13 protein-coding genes are annotated in these 14,309 nt (G+C 71.9%); 6 read left to right on the top strand and 7 right to left on the bottom strand.

The window, feature by feature from the left end; translation table 11 throughout:
- Position 1 precedes the first annotated feature (1 nt).
- Together menD and AB0N80_RS06900 are read right to left on the bottom strand one after the other, a co-directional pair.
- Positions 2 to 1,783, bottom strand: coding sequence for a 2-succinyl-5-enolpyruvyl-6-hydroxy-3-cyclohexene-1-carboxylic-acid synthase (gene menD, locus AB0N80_RS06905; RefSeq protein WP_363578281.1), 1,782 nt, complete (start codon positions 1,781 to 1,783; stop codon positions 2 to 4).
- Positions 1,784 to 1,790: 7 nt separating this feature from the next.
- On the bottom strand, positions 1,791 to 2,216 hold the full coding sequence (locus tag AB0N80_RS06900; RefSeq protein WP_315995106.1) for a PLDc N-terminal domain-containing protein: 426 nt from the start codon (positions 2,214 to 2,216) through the stop codon (positions 1,791 to 1,793).
- A gap of 108 nt (positions 2,217 to 2,324) precedes the next feature.
- Between AB0N80_RS06900 and AB0N80_RS06895 the strand changes: the two genes are divergently transcribed.
- Entirely contained in the window at positions 2,325 to 2,651 is a 327-nt protein-coding gene (locus AB0N80_RS06895) for a DUF4229 domain-containing protein (protein ID WP_363578280.1), read from the top strand.
- A 155-nt stretch (positions 2,652 to 2,806) separates the two neighbouring features.
- Here the strand turns inward: AB0N80_RS06895 and AB0N80_RS06890 are convergent, their stop codons facing one another.
- From AB0N80_RS06890 to AB0N80_RS06880, 3 genes are all read right to left on the bottom strand, one after another.
- On the bottom strand, positions 2,807 to 3,778 hold the full coding sequence (locus AB0N80_RS06890) for a 1,4-dihydroxy-2-naphthoate polyprenyltransferase (protein WP_363578279.1): 972 nt from the start codon (positions 3,776 to 3,778) through the stop codon (positions 2,807 to 2,809).
- Positions 3,779 to 3,860: 82 nt separating this feature from the next.
- Positions 3,861 to 5,012, bottom strand: a complete 1,152-nt coding sequence (locus AB0N80_RS06885) for an AMP-binding protein (protein ID WP_363578278.1) — start codon at positions 5,010 to 5,012, stop codon at positions 3,861 to 3,863.
- Between the two features lie 16 nt (positions 5,013 to 5,028).
- Positions 5,029 to 5,931: a 1,4-dihydroxy-2-naphthoyl-CoA synthase gene (locus AB0N80_RS06880; RefSeq protein WP_315995110.1), complete on the bottom strand. Its 903-nt coding sequence runs from the start codon at positions 5,929 to 5,931 to the stop codon at positions 5,029 to 5,031.
- A gap of 105 nt (positions 5,932 to 6,036) precedes the next feature.
- Between AB0N80_RS06880 and AB0N80_RS06875 the strand changes: the two genes are divergently transcribed.
- The gene (locus AB0N80_RS06875; RefSeq protein WP_315995111.1) at positions 6,037 to 6,216 is read left to right on the top strand and encodes a hypothetical protein; all 180 of its coding nucleotides are present in this window, start codon (positions 6,037 to 6,039) and stop codon (positions 6,214 to 6,216) included.
- 78 nt (positions 6,217 to 6,294) lie between these two features.
- On the opposite strand, the gene AB0N80_RS06870 is transcribed toward AB0N80_RS06875, so the two are convergent.
- Positions 6,295 to 7,092, bottom strand: coding sequence for an LLM class F420-dependent oxidoreductase (locus AB0N80_RS06870; RefSeq protein ID WP_363578277.1), 798 nt, complete (start codon positions 7,090 to 7,092; stop codon positions 6,295 to 6,297).
- 94 nt (positions 7,093 to 7,186) lie between these two features.
- On the opposite strand from AB0N80_RS06870, the gene AB0N80_RS06865 reads away from it, so the two are divergent.
- Positions 7,187 to 7,369 carry a hypothetical protein gene (locus AB0N80_RS06865; RefSeq protein WP_363390802.1) on the top strand — a complete coding sequence of 61 codons (183 nt, stop codon included), beginning with the start codon at positions 7,187 to 7,189 and terminating at the stop codon, positions 7,367 to 7,369.
- A gap of 16 nt (positions 7,370 to 7,385) precedes the next feature.
- Positions 7,386 to 8,381, top strand: coding sequence for an o-succinylbenzoate synthase (locus AB0N80_RS06860; protein WP_363578276.1), 996 nt, complete (start codon positions 7,386 to 7,388; stop codon positions 8,379 to 8,381).
- On the opposite strand, the gene AB0N80_RS06855 is transcribed toward AB0N80_RS06860, so the two are convergent.
- Positions 8,368 to 8,994 (bottom strand): TetR/AcrR family transcriptional regulator, encoded by a 627-nt coding sequence (locus AB0N80_RS06855; protein WP_363578275.1) that lies wholly within the window; start codon positions 8,992 to 8,994, stop codon positions 8,368 to 8,370. The genes AB0N80_RS06860 and AB0N80_RS06855 overlap by 14 nt on opposite strands.
- 117 nt (positions 8,995 to 9,111) lie before the next feature.
- Between AB0N80_RS06855 and AB0N80_RS06850 the strand changes: the two genes are divergently transcribed.
- Positions 9,112 to 12,000 carry an MMPL family transporter gene (locus tag AB0N80_RS06850; RefSeq protein ID WP_363578274.1) on the top strand — a complete coding sequence of 963 codons (2,889 nt, stop codon included), beginning with the start codon at positions 9,112 to 9,114 and terminating at the stop codon, positions 11,998 to 12,000.
- Entirely contained in the window at positions 11,997 to 14,081 is a 2,085-nt protein-coding gene (locus AB0N80_RS06845; RefSeq protein ID WP_363578273.1) for a YhgE/Pip family protein, read from the top strand. Before AB0N80_RS06850 ends, AB0N80_RS06845 begins: the two co-directional genes overlap by 4 nt.
- Positions 14,082 to 14,309 lie beyond the last annotated feature (228 nt).

The raw sequence follows: 14,309 nt of genomic DNA, 5'->3' as shown, positions 1-14,309 counted from the left end.
GTCAGCGCGACAGAGGCACCTCGATGAGCTGTCGACCCCCGCTCGGGGCCGTCAGCACCTGATCGAGAGCGACGCGGGTGGTGCAGCGGTGGTACTCCCATCCGAAGGCGAGGGCGAGCTGCTCGAGACGCGCGGCCTGGGGGGTGTACTGCACGCGCGTCATCGCATCGTCGCCGGCGACGGATGCCACCTCGAGGCCGTCGAAGATCGTGCCGCCTCCGTCGTTGCCGACCACGACCTGCAGGCGCGGCTCCTGCTCCCCCGGCGGCAGCAGCAGCGCGCCCATGTCGTGCAGGAAGGCGAGATCGCCCAGCAGCAGGCGCGTGACGCCCGGTCTCTCGTCGACCTGGCTGGCAAGGGCGACGCCCGTCGCGGTGGCGATCGTGCCGTCGATGCCCGCAAGGCCGCGATTGGAGTGCACGGTCACCTTCTTGCCCCCGAGCAGCTCGTCGGCCACGCGGACGATGCGCGACGAGCCGAACACCAGACGGTCGTGCGGCCAGGTGGCCCGCCACAGCGCGTCGACGAGGGCGGCCCGATCCACGGGCGCCCGCATCACGCCGACCTCGGCGTTGATCGCCCCGAGCCGCTCCGACGGGACGACGGATGCCAGCCCCTCGGCGTCGGGAGCGGGCGGCGACAGGTCGACGGCGGCGTCGCGCGAAGCGCGCATCCACTCGCCGAGCCACGCCCGATCGCCGGTGCCCGCCGGTCGCACGGCATCGACCGCGACCGTCGCGCCGTTCAGGTTCACGGGCTCGCCCGGTCCGCGCACCGCGAGGATCTCGACGTCGTCGCGCATGAGCAGCCGGGTCACCTCGCGGCTGAGCGTCGGGCGACCGAACACCACGACGCGCTCGATCCGCCCGCCGAGGTCGGGGTCGCGCAGCAGAGCGCGGTAGCCGTGCACCACGTGGCGGCCGAATCGCGCGCCGCTGACGATCTCGGCGACGAGGGGGAACCCGCCGTCGTGCGCGAACTGCTCGGCGGCGGGACCGGCGTCGGCTCCCGCGACCACGATGGTGCGGAGGCCGGAGGGCACGGGGTGCGCCGCCTCGGTCTCGGGCGCGACGTCGGCGACGCCGATGCCGCCGCCCCCCTGGTACAGCGCGCCGGACACGTCGGGATCTTCGGCGGCGGCGACGTCGTCGGATGCGGGGGATGCCGCCCGCGCGGCGAGCCACGACGGGGCGGCGCCGGCGAGGGGCTCGCGGAAGGGCACGTTGAGGTGCACCGGACCGGCGGCACGCGCTCCCTCGCCGAGAGAGGCGGCGAGCGCTTCGGCCGCGACCTGGTCGAGAGCTGCGCTCTGCTCGTCATCCCCGGTGTGGTCGACCGCCTCGGGAACGGCGAGATCGGCCTCGAACCGGGTCGCCGAGCGGAACAGCCCCGGCTGCCGGGTGGTCTGGTTCGCCCCGACCCCGCGCAGCTCCGGCGGGCGGTCGGCGGTCAGCAGCAGCAGCGGCACGCCGGCATGGTGGGCCTCGAGGGCGGCCGGCACGAGGTTGGCCACGGCGGTGCCGGACGTGCAGACGACGACCGCCGGCATCCCGGTCTCTCGACCGATGCCCAGCGCGGTGAAGCCGGCGACGCGTTCGTCGATGCGCACGTGCAACGCGACCAGGCCCGCGCGCTCGAGCTCGGCAGCGACGAGGGCGAGAGCCTGCGAGCGCGAGCCGGGGCTGACCACGATGTGCCGCACGCCACGGGAGACGAGACCGGCGAGCAGCGCGGCGGCCGCATCCGTCGAGGGCGCGGCGGACCGATCGTTCGGCGAGGTCACGAGCGGCTCAGCCGACGGTGCCGCGCTGGCCGCGGGTGTCGTCGTCGCCGGGCTTGCCGCCATCGGGAGTGTCACCCGGGTCGGTCGTGCGGGGCGGGCGCGGCGGTTCGTCGGCGTCGGCGTCGAGCTGGGCGAGCTCCTCCTCGAGACGTCGGATGCGCTCGTCCTGCTCGGCGCGCGCCGAGGCGGTCATGCGCCCGAGGAACTCGGGGTCGTCGTCGGGGGCGCGACGCACGACCGTCTGACTCGCCCGGCCACGACCGATGAGGAACCACAGGATGCCGCCGAGCACCGGCAGCAGGATGACGATGGCCATCCACGCCGGCTTGCTGACCCCGCGGTGACGCGAGGGGGGTTGCACAGCGCAGTCGACGATCGTGTAGACCCAGAACAGGACCGCCACGAACGCCAGGATGAGAAGCAGCCGTGCCATGGACCGATTCTACGTGCGTCGGCTGGACGAGGGCCCGGAGCTCCTCCTCATCCCCCACCGTCGAACGACCCGGGAAGGAGGCGAAGGCCGCCGCCGTAGAATGGACGAATGCGCGCACGTTCGGCCCTCGTCTACACGGTGCTGCGATTGCTCGCGTTCCTCGTGCCGCTCGGCATCCTGCTGCTGTTCCCCGTGTTCCAGGAGCTCCCCTGGCTCGCGGCGATCTTCGCGGCCCTCATCGGCTTCAGCCTCTCGCTGCTGTTCCTCCGCCGCCCCCTCGAGAAGGTCACCGGCGGACTCGCCGAGCGCCGCACGCAGCGCAGCACGACGACAGGACGCCGCTCCGGTGCGGACTCCGACGCCGATGCCGAAGACGCGGTGGTCGATGCCGCACGCGTCGACGTCGACCGCGATCAACGGCCCTCCGCGGACTGAGCTCCCACCGGCCGACTCGGCCGCACGGGAACCCCCGGCCGGGCGCCCGCACCCCTCCCGTCATCCGGTCCGACCGGCGCGCTCGACCGACGGCGGGGCGACGCAGATCACGGCGCCCCTCCGCAAGGGGCGGTCGGACCCCCGCGGGGTCCGGATCAGCCGGCGAACGCCCAGAAGAGCAGCGCGCCGTAGGCGACGGACGTGAAGCTCGTCACCTGCAGCGCCGTGATGAGCTCCCGGGGTGTGCGGTACGTCCACACGATGAGGATCGCGGCCAGGCCGCCGAGCAACGCGATGAGGATCAGCCAGGCGATCGGGTACACGAACGCCAGGAACACGGCGATCGCGAACGGGACGAGCACGAAGAGCGTGAACAGCACCTGGGTGGGACGCCGGCCGATCAGCACCGACAGCGTGCGCTTTCCGGCGAGGCGGTCCTGATCGATGTCGCGCAGGTTGTTGGCCAGCAGCACGGCGCACGCGAGCAGACCCGCGGCGACCCCGCCGAACCATGCTTCCTGCGGTAGCGCCTGCACCTGCAGCCACGTCGTGCCGAGGGTGGCGACGAGGCCGAAGAACACGAAGACGAAGAGCTCGCCCATCGCGTTGTAGCCGTAGGGGCGCTTGCCCCCCGTGTAGAACCACGCGGCGACGATGCAGACGGCCCCGACCGCGAGCAGCCACCACTGTCCCGTGCGTACGACCAGCGCCAGCCCGATGACGGCGGCGAGCGCGAAGAACGCGAGCGCGACGATCAGCACCGTGCGCGGCTTCGCCTTCCGGCCCCCGGTGAGGCGTCCGGGCCCCACGCGCACGTCGTCGGTCCCCCGGATGCCGTCGGAATAGTCGTTGGCGTAGTTGACGCCGATCTGCAGGGCGAACGCGACCGCCAGACAGGCGAGCGCGATCACCCAGTGGAGCCGCTCGTCGACGAGCGTCGCCGCTCCCGTTCCGATCAACACGGGGGTGATGGCGAGCGGAAGGGTCCGCAGGCGGGCGGCCGCGATCCAGTCGCGCGCCGTGGCCGGGGCGGTGGCCTGCGGCGCACCCGCCTTCGCCTTCTGCGGGTTGCCGCCGGGGCGACGCTTCTTGGCGGGGTGCGAACGCTTGCGAGAGGGTGCTGCCACGGAGGGCAATCCTATGCCCGCCGGTCGTGCCCCTGTCCGCGCGTCGTGCCCGTGCCCGTACGATCTCGCCCGCGGGTCGCGCTCATGCCCGCGAGTCGAGCGCGACCGCGGCGCGCAGCGCCGCTCGGTCGGGCTTTCCCGACGACAGCGTCGGGAGCTCGGCGATCGAGACGACCCGCGCCGGACGCGCCGGTGCCCCCATCGACGAACCCACCACCGCGCGGATGCGCTCGAGGACCGCGGCCTCCGCGGCCGGTGGGATGCCCGGGACCACGACGGCGGACCCCTGTCCCCACTCGGCATCCGGGATCGGGACGACCACCGCCTCCTCGAGCCCCGCGATGGCTCGCACCGCCGCCTCCACCCGGTCGAGGGAGACGTTCACCCCGCCCGAGACGACGACGTTGTCGATCCGACCGGTCACGCTCAGCACGCCGTCGACGATCTCGCCCCCGTCGCCCGTGCGGTACCAGCGGGTGCCGTCGGCGCCGACGGGAAAGACGGATGCCGTGCGCTCGGGGTCACCGAGATAGCCCTCCGCGAGCGTGGGTCCCGACAGGAGCACCTCACCGTCGACGACCGTCATCCCGACCCCATCGAGCGGCACGCCGTCGTAGACGCAGCCCCCGCTCGTCTCGCTCGAGCCGTAGGTGCGCACGATCCGGGCGCCGAGGGCCTCCGCACGCGCCGCCACCGACGGCGCGAGGGCCTGACCGCCGATGAGGATCGCCTCGAACGAGCGCAGCGCCTCGGCCACCGTCGGATCGGCGTCCGCGGCATCCACCAACCGCTGCAGCTGCGCGGGGACGAGGGAGGTGTAGGTCGGCACGCGGGCGCCGTTGTCGTGCGACGCCATTCCGCGCGCCGCCGCGGCGAACGGCTCGGGGCGGAAGGGCCCCGCGACGACCGCGGGCTCGCGATCGGCCAGCAGAGCGCGCACGAGAACCTGCACGCCCGCGACGTAGGTCGCCGGCACGGCCAGCAGCCACGCCCCCTCCCCGATGCGCGCCGCGGTCGCGTACGCGCTCGCGATGAGGGCGTTCCGGCTGATCACGACCGACTTCGGCACACCGGTCGAGCCCGAGGTCGTCACGACGACGGCGGTTCCGGGTGGCACGTCGTCGGGCAGCGCACCGCCGCCCAGGGCGACGGCGGGACCTGCTCCGACGACGGCCGCCCTCAGCGCTCGCAGCACATCGCGCGGATCCGTGGATGCCGGCGGCTCGAGCCTCACGGGCGGGTCCGAGCCATCAGTAGTGCCACGGCACGTCGGACCAGTCGGGCTCGCGCTTCTCCAGGAAGGAGTCGCGCCCCTCGACGGCCTCGTCGGTGCCGTACGCGAGACGGGTCGCCTCTCCGGCGAACAGCTGCTGGCCGACGAGCCCGTCGTCGACGGCGTTGAAGGCGTACTTGAGCATGCGGATCGCGGTGGGCGACTTCGTCAGGATCGTGCGGGCCATCGACAGAGCTTCGCGTTCGAGATCGGCGTGCGCGACGACTCGGTTGACCGCGCCCATCTCGTACGCCCGCTCGGCGGAGTACTCCTCGGCGAGGAAGAAGATCTCCCGCGCGAACTTCTGACCGATCTGGCGCGCGAAATAGGCGGAGCCGTACCCGGCGTCGAACGAGCCGACATCGGCATCCGTCTGCTTGAACCGACCGTGCTCGCGGCTGGCGATGGACAGGTCGCAGACGACGTTGAGCGAGTGGCCGCCACCGGCCGCCCACCCCGGGACGACGGCGATGACGACCTTCGGCATGAACCGGATGAGGCGCTGGACCTCGAGGATGTGCAGACGACCGGCGCGGCCCGGGTCGTGCACGACATGCTCTTCGTGCGAGTACTTGTAGCCGTCGCGCCCCCGGATGCGCTGGTCGCCCCCGGAGCAGAACGCCCACCCGCCGTCTTTCTGGCTCGGGCCGTTGCCCGTCAGCAGGACGACGCCGATCCGGTGGTCCTGCCGCGCGATGTCGAGGGCGCGGTACAACTCGTCGACGGTGTGCGGACGGAAGGCGTTGCGCACCTCCGGGCGGTCGAACGCGATGCGCGCGACGCGGCCGTCGTGGGTGACGTGGGCGGTGATGTCGGTGTACCCCTCGGCGCCGGGCGCCAGGGTCCATTCCGCGGGGTCGAAGAGCTCGGAGACGGTCACGGTTTCAGCCTACGCGCGGGCGCCCCGCACGGACCGGCGGGCGCCCACCTGTGGACGGACCCCGTGAAGCGCCGTAGCCTGGGCAGCCCGACGATCGGAGTCAGCATGACGAAGAAGGTGTCGATTCTGGGCCGCATCCGCGAATACTTCCTGGGTGCCCCCTCACACGACCAGTCCGAGGATGCACGGCGCTCGATGAACCATCAGAGCGAGACGGCGTACTACGCCGGCGAGGCCGTGAAGAACGGGACGGGCACGTCCGGCGGAGCACAGTTCAAGCCGTGAACGACGACAGCGGCGCCCCGATCGAATCGGGGCGCCGCTGTCGTCGTGGGGCGCCCTCAGCGATCGGGGCGCCCGCGCTCACGCGTTCTTCGCGTCGCGCCAGCGCAACCAGCGCTCGACGAGGGAGTAGTCCCATTCGGGACCCGAGAAGCCGAGCGTGAACAGGCGGGTTCCCGCGTCGAAGAGCGCGTCGGCGACGTCCTCGTCGCGGTCCTTGAGCTCGTTCGAGACGACGAGGTCGGACAGGTCGCGCTGCTCGGTCTCGGCCCACTTCTGAATGACGTCGAACTTGTGGGGCAGTTCGTCGGACGTGACGAAGCTGTGCCAGATCTGGGCATGACGGGCGACCATGCGGAGGGTCTTCTGCTCGCCCTTGCCGCCGATCATGACGGGGATCTCGCGGGTGGGTGCGGGGTTGAGCTTGCCCCATCGGTCGGCGATGCGGTCGAGGTCGCTCGCGAGAGCGTTGAGACGCGAGCCCGCGGTGCCGAACTCGTATCCGTACTCGTCGTAGTCGCGCTGGAACCATCCGGAACCCGTGCCGAAGATGAAGCGACCGGTGTCGCCCCCCTTCTTGCTGATGTGGTCGACGGTGCGGGCCATGTCGGCCTGCAGGTCGGCGTTGCGGTAGCTGTTGCAGTTGACGAGAGCGCCGAACTCGACGCGCTCGGTCTGCTCGGCCCACGCGGCCAGCATCGTCCACGCCTCGAAGTGCTCGCCGTCGGGATCGCCGTAGAGCGGGAAGAAGTGGTCCCAGTTGAACAGGACGTCGACGCCCATCTCCTCGAGACGGAGGACGGCGTCGCGGATGTCGGAGTACTGCACGTGCTGCGGCTGGATCTGGACGCCGAGCCGGACGGGGGTGTCGAAGAGCATGGCGTCAGCCTATGCCCGCTGCCGGGCGCCGAGACGGGTGGACCTCGCGGGCGACCGCACGTAGCGTGGAGGGTTCACGACGATCGGAGTCATCATGACGAAGAAGGTGTCGATCCTCGCGCGGATGCGCGACTACCTGTTCGGCCCGCGACGCACGCGGGCGGAATTCGAGGGGGCGATGGAGTCGCTCGACCACCAGCGCAACCTGTCAGCGTCGTACAGTGACGAACGGCAGAAATTCCTCCCCGGCGGGCCCCCTGCTCCGAACCACCGCTGAGCACCATGATGAGGGCATGAGCACCGTCGCCCTCCCCCCGCTCGCCGACATCCTCGCCACCGCGCGGGTGGTGTCGCTTCCCCTCGCCGCCCGGTTCCGCGGCATCCTGACGCGCGAAGCGCTCGTGTTCGAGGGACCGGAGGGATGGACGGAGTTCTCGCCCTTCGTGGAGTACGACGACACCGAGGCCGCAACCTGGCTCGCCGCCGCCGTCGACTACGGGTGGGCGGCCTCCCCCGCCCCGGTCCGCGACGGCGTCGGAGTGAACGCGACGATGCCCGCGGTCGCGGCATCCGAGGTCGCCGGGCTCCTCGCCCGATACGACGGATGCCGGACGGTCAAGGTGAAGGTGGCCGAGTCCGGGCAGACCCTCGCCGACGACGTCGCGCGGGTCCGCGCGGTGCGCGAGAGCATGGGCCCGGAGGGGCGTGTGCGCATCGACGCCAACGCGGGCTGGAACGTCGACGAGGCGGAACGGGCCGTGCACGCCCTGGCCGAGTTCGACCTGGAATACGTCGAACAGCCGTGCGCCGAGATCGAGGAGCTCGCGCAGCTGCGGGAACGCATCGCCTACCTCGACATCCCGATCGCCGCCGATGAAAGCGTCCGCAAGGCGGCGGACCCGCTCCGCGTCGCGCGCAGCGGCGCGGCGGATCTGCTCGTCATCAAGGCGCAGCCCCTCGGCGGTGTCCACGCGGCACGCGAGATCGTGCGGCAGGCGGGACTCCCCGTCGTCGTCTCCAGCGCGCTCGACACCTCGATCGGGCTGTCGATGGGCGCCGCCCTCGCGGCATCGCTGCCCGCGCTCCCCTACGACTGCGGGCTGGGCACAGCCTCGCTGTTCGCCGCCGACGTGGTGGCATCCCCCCTTGTGGCCCGTGGCGGGGTGCTCTCCCTCGAGCGCCCGCGCCCCACCGGCCTCGACCTCGACCGCGTGGCCGCCGACGACGAACGGCGCGACTGGTGGGTGGCGCGCCTCGGCCGCTGCCACGACCTGCTCACTCGAGGATGAGGCCGACCACCTGTGACAGGCGATCCGCCAGACCGGACCGCGACTCCGACGGCGCCTGACGAGTGAGCAACGCCGTCTCGGACGTCGAAATCCACACCGACAGCAGAAGATCGGTGGCCACGTCCGCAGGAACGCGGAGCGAGAGTCCCCGCGCGGCGGCGATGTCACGGACGAGCTGGGTGACGCTCTCCCCCAGGCCCTGGTTGAGAGCCAGGTAGGCCTCGGCGAAACCCGGGTTGCGCAGCGCCTGAAGGCGCGTTTCGGCCCCGAGGAGGACGTCCAGCCGGTCCTCGCCGGTGGCCTCGAGCACCTCCTGGACGAGCTGCAGCACGTCGCCGGCGTCTTCGAGGCCGCGACTCTCGATCGATGTGACGCGCGCGCGCACCGCCGCGATCGTCGTCTCCGCCGATCGCGCGCACAGGGCCAGGAAGAGCTCCTCCTTCGACCCGAAGTTGGAGTAGAACGCGCCGCGGGTGAAGCCGGCACGCTCGCAGATGGCCTCGACCGACGCTCCGTCGATGCCGACCTCGGCGAACATCTCGGCTGCGGCATCCATGAGACGGACGCGTGTGTTCTCGCGGCGGCGCGTCGTCGCGGGCGCGGAATCGGTCATCCGAGGCCTCCTGTTCTCGGGTGACATCCAGGTTCGACAGCACCCCCGAGGGTCTAGGATACATTGTTGTATCCGATACGGTGATGTATCGACCCGTTCACCGATCTGGGAGCCACCGTGTCGACATTCCTGTACACCCTCGGGCGTTGGTCGTTCCGTCACCCGTGGCGCGTTCTCACGGCCTGGCTGCTCGTGCTCGTGCTCGCCGGCGGAGGTGTCGCGCTGTTCGCGAAAGGCACCGACAACACCTTCACGATCCCCGGCACGGAGTCGCAGGCGGGCCTCGAGATGCTCGGGCGCACGTTCCCCCAGGTGAGCGGCGCCAGCGCCGAGATCATCGTGGTCTCCGCCGACGGGGCGAAGGTCACCGACCCGGCGTATCAAGACGCCGTGCAGAAGACGTCGACCGACATCGGCGACCTCGATTTCGTCGAAGCCGTGACCGACCCCTACGACACCCGCATCTCGGGCGGCATCTCCGACGACGAACGCGCCGCCATCGTCCGCATCCAGTTCTCCGGCGAGGCCACCGAGGTGCCGCAGGCCACCGAAGACGGGCTCCGCGAGGCCGCGACGGTTCTGGGCGAGGCACTTCCCCCCGGTTCGCAATCCGTTCTCGGTGGGCAGCTGTTCGCCACCGAGATCCCCGGCGCCTCGCTCACCGAAGCCCTCGGCGTGCTCATCGCCGCGCTCGTGCTGATGGTGACGTTCCGCTCGTTCCTGGTGGCCGGGATGCCGCTGGCCACCGCCATCCTGGGCGTCGCCCTCTCGATCGCCCTCATCTTCATCGCGACCGGCTTCGCGACCGTGTCGTCGACGACCCCGCTGCTGGCGGTGATGTTGGGCCTGGCGGTCGGCATCGACTACGCGCTCTTCATCGTGTCTCGACATCAAGACCAGACGAGAGCGGGCATGGACCCCGAGGAGTCCACGGCCCGCGCGGTCGGCACCGCGGGTTCGGCCGTGGTGTTCGCCGGCATCACGGTGCTCATCGCCCTCATCGGGCTGAGCTTCGCCGGCATCCCGTTCCTGACGACCATGGGGATCGCCGCCTCCGTCGCCGTCGCAATCGCGGTGTGCGTCGGGCTGACGCTCACGCCGGCCTTCCTCGGCTTCGCCGGTCACCGTGTCGTCGGGTGGGGATACAAGCGCCCGAAGAAGCGCTCGCGCACCGCCACCGCCGAAGACGACACGGCCGCCGCCGAAGAGGCCGCCGCCGAGAGCGTGCGACGCGCCACCACCGCGGCCATCAAAGCCGAGCGGAACGGCCCCGCCAAGCGCTGGGTCGGCCTGGTGACCCGGCATCCGGTGGTCACCACCGTCGCGGTGATCGGGCTGCTCGGCGTCACCGCCGTTCCCGCCGCGTCGCTGGCCCTGACCCTGCCGAACGCCGGCCAACTGCCCGAGGGCGACGAGGCGCGCGTCGCCTACGAGCTGACCGACGAGTACTTCGGACCGGGAGCGAACGGGCCGCTCATCATGACCGGCACGATCGTGACCTCGAACGATCCCCTCACCCTCATGACCGACATCGGCGAAGAGATCGCCAAGATCCCCGGAGTCGCCGAAGTGGCCCTGGCCACCCCCAACGAGACCGCCGACACCGGCATCGTGCAGATCGTGCCCGAGACCGCACCCGACGACCCCCGCACCGCCGACCTCGTGCGCGAGCTGCGGGCTCAGGAGGATCGCCTCTACGACGAGTTCGGCGTGCGCCTGCTCGTCACCGGCTACACCGCGGTGACGATCGACATCTCCGACCAGCTAGGAGCCGCGCTCCTGCCCTTCGGCCTCTTCGTCGTCGGACTCTCACTCGTGCTGCTGATGATCGTGTTCCGCTCGATCTGGGTTCCGCTCACCGCTGCGGGCGGATATCTGCTGTCGGTCGCCGCCTCGTTCGGCGTGGTCGCCGCGGTGTTCGAGTGGGGCTGGTTCGCCGATGCGCTGCATGTCGCGAAGGTCGGGCCCATCATCAGCTTCATGCCGATCGTCGTCATGGGCGTGCTCTTCGGCCTCGCCATGGACTACCAGGTCTTCCTCGTCTCGCGCATGCGCGAGGACTACGTCCACGCGAAGCGCGAGGGGCGCACACCCCGCGAGGTGGCACTCGGCGCGGTGCGCAGCGGCTTCGCGGCATCCGCCCGTGTCGTCGTGGCGGCCGCGGTCATCATGTTCGCCGTGTTCGTCGCGTTCGTGCCCGAGGGCGACTCGAGTCTCAAGCCCATCGCCCTGGGGCTCGCGGTCGGCGTCGCCGTCGACGCGTTCCTCGTACGTATGACCCTCGTCCCGGCGATCCTCGCGCTGCTGGGCGCGAAGGCCTGGTGGATGCCGCGCTGGCTCGACCGCATCCTGCCCAAGCTCGACGTCGAGGGCGAGGCCGTCGAGCGCGAGGTGCACCTCGCCGAGTGGCCCTCCGAGCCCGCGCTGGCGATCGCCGCCGACGACCTGCGCACCAGCGTCGCCTCCGAGACCGCGGAGCCGGTCTTCCGCGACGTGTCGATGCGACTGGGGTACGGCGGCACCCTGCTCGTGACGGGAGAGAGCCGCACCACGCGCGCACTTCTCCTCGCCCTCGCCGGTCGCCTGTCGAAGATCGAGGGGAAGCTGCGCGTCGACGGGCTCCTGGTGCCCGAACGCGCCGGTGCCGTGCGCGCCCGCGTCGGTGTCGCCCTCCTCGACGACCCCTCGACGGCGGAGGCGGACGTGGCCCAGGCCGTCGCCCGCGGCACACGCATCGTCGTCGTCTGCGACATCGACCGCCTCGACGACGACGCCCGCGATGACGTCGCACACGTGCTCCGCCGCGCGGCCGTCGAGGCCCGCGAGCGGTCGGGCGACGCGTCGTCACCCTTCACGCTCGTCGTCTCTGCCCGCGACGAGCGCCGTGCCCTCGCCCTGCTGTCCGAGGCGCACCGCCCCGACGTGACCTCCCTCCCGTTGCCCACGCCGCGACGGCACCGCTCCGAACCCGAAACCTTCGCCGATCTCTCCGAGGTGTTCGCATGACTCTCCCCGTCGAGCGCTCCCGCTCGCGCCGCCCCGTCACGTGGTTGACGCTCATCGGCGTGCTCCTGCTGCCCGCCGTGATCGGCGGCATCCTGGTGGGCGCGCTGTACAACCCCACCGACCGACTCGAGAACATCACGGCCGCGATCGTCAACGACGACAAGGCCGTCGAGCTGAACGGCCAGCTGGTCCCCCTCGGTCGGCAGCTCACCGGCGGCCTCGTGAAGGGCGCCGACGATCAGCCGAGCAACATCGACTGGGTCATCTCGAACGACGAGGATGCCGCGGCCGGTCTCGCCGACGGCACCTACACCGCCGTCGTCACGATCCCCGAGAACTTCACCGCCGCCTCGTTGTCGACGCGCCCCGGCGAGACGCCGGTCAAGGCGACCATCGGCGTGCAGACCGCTCCCGACGCGCGCGTCGTCGACGGAGCGATCACCTCCGCGCTCGCAACGACCGCCACGAGCGTCTACGGGGGCGAGCTGTCCTCTCAGTATCTGAAGAACGTCTTCCTCGGCTTCACGACGCTGAGCGACCAGCTCGGTTCCGCGGCGAGCGGCGCCCATCAGCTGGCCGACGGGGCATCGCAGGCCGCGTCCGGCGCGGGTGATCTGCGCGACGGCCTGGGACAGCTCTCGAACGGAGCCTCGAGCCTCGCCGATGGGGCGTCGCAGCTCGCGGCCGGCGCGGGTCCGCTCGCCGACGGCGCGACGCAGTTGGCATCGGGCTCGACGGCGCTCGCGAACGGGACGCGGGATGCCGCGGCGGGAGTGAGCAAGCTCGCGACCGGTGCCGACGGCATCGCGGCCGGCAATCAGCAGCTCGCGACGCAGATCGACGGTCTCGCCGACCAGATCCCGCCGGGTTTCGCCGACGACGCGCAGAAGCTCGCCGATGCCGCCCCGCAGGTCAACAAGGCTCTCGTCGACGCGAACGCCGCCCTGCAGAAGGCGGCGGCGGAGTGCACGGGGACCCCGGAGCAGTGCCAGGCGCTGCGCGATGCGGCAGCCGCCGCCGCGGCCTCCCTCGACCGGGCCACCGACACCGTCACGCAGATCGGCGACCTCGCCGGTCAGGCGGCGCAGCTGCCCACGGGCATCCGTGCGATCGCCGACGCCAACCAGCAGCTCGCCGACGGCGCGACCGGCCTCGCCGGTGGCGCCCGCGAGGCGGCCTCCGGACTCGGCACGCTCGCCGGCGGCATGGACGGCATCGCCGGGGGCGCGACGAAACTGGCTGACGGCGCGACGCAGTTCGGCACGGGAGCCGCGGCCCTTGGCTCGGGCGCCGCGCAGCTGGCATCCGGAGCCGCCGGGGCCGAAGACGGCGCCGGCCAGCTCGCCGACGGCGTGCAGCAGGTGGCGACGGGAACGTCCTCCCTCGCCGATGGGCTCGACACCGCCGTCGCGCAGTTGCCGACGTACACCGACACCCAAGCGACCACCCTCGCCGACGTCGTCGCCGACCCGGTCTCGGCCACGGGCGCAGACAATTCGTTGTTCGGCCTCGCCGCGGTGCCCCTGTTGGCCATGGCCGTGCTGTGGTTCGGCGGACTCGCCTCATTCGTCGCGTTCCAGGCGGTGTCGGCGCGCGCTCTCACCAGCCGTCGCCCGTCCGCGCTGGTCGCGCTGCGCGGCTTCGCCCCTGCTGCGCTCGTCGGCGCCGTGCAGGGCCTGCTGGTCGCCTCCGTCGTCCAGATCGCCTCGAAGTACGACTGGGGCGACTGGGCCCTCTTCGCCCTCGTGTGCATCGCGGCCGGCATCGCCTTCGCCGCCGTCCACCAGGCCCTCGTGGCGGTGTTCGGCGGAGCGGGTCGATGGATCGCGGCGGTGATCGGCGCCCTGGCCCTCGGCGCGAGCATCGTGTCGACCGTGCCGCCCGCGCTGGCCGCCGCGGCATCCCTGCTGCCGACCGCCCCCGCCTACGACGCGATGCTCGGCGCCCTGTCGTCGGCCGGCGGAGTCGGGGCGAGTATCGCCGGGTTCGTGGTCTGGGCCGTGCTGTCGCTCATCGCCACGACGCTGATCGTGGTGCGCCGCCGCACCACCTCCACCCGCGCCGCCGCCCAGCCCGCGTAAGCGCGCGGGTGCCCGACGCGCCCTCTCCTGTCGAGTGTCCAAGACACGCCGCCCTGGCCGCGAGAGACGGCGTTTCTTGGACACTCGAGGGCGATCCGGGGAGTGCACCACTCCTTCACAGCGGGGGGGTATCCACAGCAGAGCGGGGGCCGGGCGGCCCACGCGCGGACGATCGTGTCTGCTGTGGGCATGCACCCGCACCCACTCCCCCCTGAACTGCGCTCGGCG

This window comes from Microbacterium sp. NPDC089188, from assembly GCF_040685155.1.
Lineage (GTDB): Bacteria > Actinomycetota > Actinomycetes > Actinomycetales > Microbacteriaceae > Microbacterium > Microbacterium galbum.
The sequence above is the reverse complement of the archived record's forward strand: the minus strand, read 5'-3'. Positions and strand labels throughout refer to the sequence as shown.

Bases quoted from the DNA above. Each gene is read 5' to 3' on its own strand.
- AB0N80_RS06900 (WP_315995106.1), bottom strand. From the start codon at position 2,216: ATGGCACGGCTGCTTCTCATCCTGGCGTTCGTGGCGGTCCTGTTCTGG.
- AB0N80_RS06895 (WP_363578280.1), top strand. From the start codon at position 2,325: ATGCGCGCACGTTCGGCCCTCGTCTACACGGTGCTGCGATTGCTCGCG.
- AB0N80_RS06875 (WP_315995111.1), top strand. From the start codon at position 6,037: ATGACGAAGAAGGTGTCGATTCTGGGCCGCATCCGCGAATACTTCCTG.
- AB0N80_RS06870 (WP_363578277.1), bottom strand. From the start codon at position 7,092: ATGCTCTTCGACACCCCCGTCCGGCTCGGCGTCCAGATCCAGCCGCAG.
- AB0N80_RS06865 (WP_363390802.1), top strand. From the start codon at position 7,187: ATGACGAAGAAGGTGTCGATCCTCGCGCGGATGCGCGACTACCTGTTC.
- AB0N80_RS06860 (WP_363578276.1), top strand. From the start codon at position 7,386: ATGAGCACCGTCGCCCTCCCCCCGCTCGCCGACATCCTCGCCACCGCG.
- AB0N80_RS06855 (WP_363578275.1), bottom strand. From the start codon at position 8,994: ATGACCGATTCCGCGCCCGCGACGACGCGCCGCCGCGAGAACACACGC.
- AB0N80_RS06845 (WP_363578273.1), top strand. From the start codon at position 11,997: ATGACTCTCCCCGTCGAGCGCTCCCGCTCGCGCCGCCCCGTCACGTGG.